The organism is Cytophagia bacterium CHB2 (assembly GCA_030263535.1).
Lineage (GTDB): Bacteria > Zhuqueibacterota > Zhuqueibacteria > Zhuqueibacterales > Zhuqueibacteraceae > Coneutiohabitans.
This window is the reverse complement of sequence record SZPB01000558.1, coordinates 1-2,825: the sequence shown is the minus strand read 5'-3', so window position 1 is coordinate 2,825 and position 2,825 is coordinate 1. Positions and strand designations below refer to the sequence as shown.

General features: G+C 53.0%; 3 protein-coding genes. All 3 read left to right on the top strand.

The window, feature by feature from the left end; translation table 11 throughout:
- The first annotated feature begins 22 nt into the window (after nucleotides 1–22).
- Entirely contained in the window at nucleotides 23–349 is a 327-nt protein-coding gene (locus tag FBQ85_28860; protein MDL1879145.1) for a hypothetical protein, read from the top strand.
- Between the two features lie 195 nt (nucleotides 350–544).
- The gene (locus tag FBQ85_28855; GenBank protein MDL1879144.1) at nucleotides 545–1,945 is read left to right on the top strand and encodes a Gfo/Idh/MocA family oxidoreductase; all 1,401 of its coding nucleotides are present in this window, start codon (nucleotides 545–547) and stop codon (nucleotides 1,943–1,945) included.
- Between the two features lie 394 nt (nucleotides 1,946–2,339).
- A partial coding sequence (locus FBQ85_28850; protein MDL1879143.1) for a TIM barrel protein occupies nucleotides 2,340–2,825 on the top strand: 486 nt, incomplete at its 3' end.

The window sequence follows — 2,825 nt, the reverse complement described above, 5'->3', positions numbered from 1 at the left end:
CAAAAGGCAGCGTGGCTCTTACATGCCAACGCCGCTGATTTACGGAGAACATCTTTACGTGGTTGCCAATCAAGGCATTTTCGAGTGCTATGATTTGAAAACCGGTGAAGAACTCTATCGCCAGCGCCTATCACATCAGGGCGGCGGATTCAGCGCTTCGCCGGTGGCCGCCGACGGCAAGCTTTATTTGTCCGGCGAAGACGGGGAAGTTTTCGTCGTCAAGGTCGGTCCGCAATTCGAGCTTTTAGCCACAAATGCCATGGGCGAATTGTTGATGGCTACGCCCGCGCTTTCTGCGGGTATGATGTTTGTGCGGGCGCAGCATCATGTGTTTGCTGTGGGGCGATGAAGCATAACATGGCTTTCGCTGTACCCAAAGGGCAGAATGACTAATAGGCAGAATTATTTTTTGATCATTCTGCCGAGCCATCATTCTGCCTTCTGAAATCATCGCGGGTGTGATTGTTGTCCGAAGGCAATACTCTACACGACAAGACGGATTTTTTTGAAAAGTGCGATTGCAGGATTTGAGGAGGAAATTCAGATGAATCATCAAACACAAGACTCAACACTTCAACCCACAACATCTACACGCCGTCAACTTTCCGGCGTTTTTGCCGGCGCGGCCGCCACCATCGTGCCGCGCCATGTTTTGGGCGGGCCCGGCTATGTGCCGCCGAGCGACAAGCTCAACATCGCCTGCGTCGGCGTGAACGGCAAAGGTTATAGCGATATCGCCGGGGTTGCGACGGAAAACATTGTGGCGCTGTGCGATGTCGATGACGTGTTGATGGCGGACGCGATCAAGTGGGCCAAGAAAGACAATTTGCCCCATTTTGAAATGATGGAACGCGCGTCAAAATACCGCGACTTTCGCAAGATGCTGGATACGGAGAAAAGCATCGATGCCATCACCGTGAGCACGCCGGATCACACGCATGCTATCATCGCGCTCACCGCGATGCGCATGGGCAAACATGCGTTCGTGCAAAAGCCGCTAACCTGCACGGTGCAGGAAGCGCGCTTGCTGGCGCAAGTCGCCAAAGAAATGAAGCTCGTTACGCAAATGGGTAATCAAGGCCATGCCAGCGAAGAAGCGCGCATGATCAATGAATGGATCGCCGATGGCGCGATTGGTGAGATTACGGAGGTACATACCTGGACGGATCGCCCGATTTGGCCGCAAGGCATCGCGCGGCCGCTCGAAACGCCGGCTCTGCCTTCGACGCTAGATTGGGATTTGTGGCTTGGTCCGGCGCCGTTCCGGCCTTATCATCCCGCCTACGCGCCGTTCAACTGGCGCGGCTGGTGGGATTTTGGCACCGGCGCGCTGGGCGACATGGGGGCGCATATCATCGATCATCCCTATTGGGCGTTGAATCTCGGACTGCCGGAAACCATTCAAGCCAGTTCAACAGAATTCAACGACGAAACGTTTCCGCTGGCTTCGACCGTGCATTACACGTTTCCTGCACGCGAAAAAATGCCGGCCGTGAAAATGACGTGGTACGATGGCGGTTTGCTGCCGTTTCGTCCAGAAGAAATTGAAGAAAGCCGACGTTTAGGCAATCAATCCGGCGGCGTTATTTTTGTCGGAAGCAAAGGCAAGCTCATGTGCGGCATTTTGGCGGAAAGCCCGCGCCTCATTCCCGAAACCAAAATGAAAGCTTATAAATTGCCGCCGAAAACGCTGCCGCGCTCGCCCGGCATTTACGAAGAATGGATTGCTGCAATCAAAAGCGGCAACGGCGCGCAAACCACTTCGAATTTCGAGTACGCCGCCCAACTCACCGAGACAATGCTGCTGGGCAACATCGCGATTCGCCTGGCGGATAAAAATCTTGCACTAAAATATGACGGCCGGAAAATGGCGTTCACCAACATGCCGGAAGCGAATCGCCACTTGACGAGAGAGTATCGCGCGGGGTGGAATGTGGTGAGTTGAGAACCATTTGTAGGCCAAAAGAGAAGCGGATCCCTGGATCAATCGCATCGCCGGCGATTCTGCGGATTGTAGCGTTTTGTATTTGTCCGCCATATGGTGTCATTCTAAGAATCTTGTGAAGCTGCCGCCTGAAAACGACATTTCACAAAATTTGTTTGAATGACACAAAGCGAACAAGCCGCAACCAAAAATCTTTTTGTAGGCGGATAAAGCAAAGGCGGTATCCGCTTACAGTGGAATCCGCTTACGGAAAAATCTTTTAAAGCAACGATTTCACTTTTAATATTAACCGAATCGCAAAACGTTATATTCTCGACAAAGAACAAGAGTACTTATGAAATCAAAATACTTCAACTCTCCTTTACTCCACTCTTAAACTCTTGGGAGATACTCCATGGCCAGACCCGTCACCCTTTTCACCGGCCAATGGGCCGATTTGTCTTTGGAAACGCTCGCGCAAAAAGCCAAAATCTGGGGATTCGATGGACTCGAACTGGCTTGCTGGGGCGATCACTTCGAGGTCAACCGCGCGCTCAAGGAGCCGGGCTATTGCCAGGGCCGTCACGATCTGCTCACAAAATACGGGCTGAAAGTTTGGGCGATCAGCAATCATCTTGTTGGGCAAGCGGTATGCGACCGCATTGATGGCCGCCACAAAGCCATTCTTCCGCCACATGTGTGGGGCGACGGCAAGCCTGAGGGCGTGCAACAACGCGCGGCGGAAGAGATGAAAGCCACGGCGCGCGCTGCCGCCAAACTGGGCGTTAAAGTCGTGAATGGCTTTACCGGCAGCAGCATTTGGCATTTGTTGTATTCATTTCCGCCGGTCGAATCAGCCTCGCTCGACGCCGGTTTCAAAGATTTCGCGCAGCGCTGGAAT

What these genes read in the sequence shown, in the direction of transcription:
- FBQ85_28860 (MDL1879145.1), top strand. Translation starts at nt 23, where the DNA reads ATGCCAACGCCGCTGATTTACGGAGAACATCTTTACGTGGTTGCCAAT.
- FBQ85_28855 (MDL1879144.1), top strand. Translation starts at nt 545, where the DNA reads ATGAATCATCAAACACAAGACTCAACACTTCAACCCACAACATCTACA.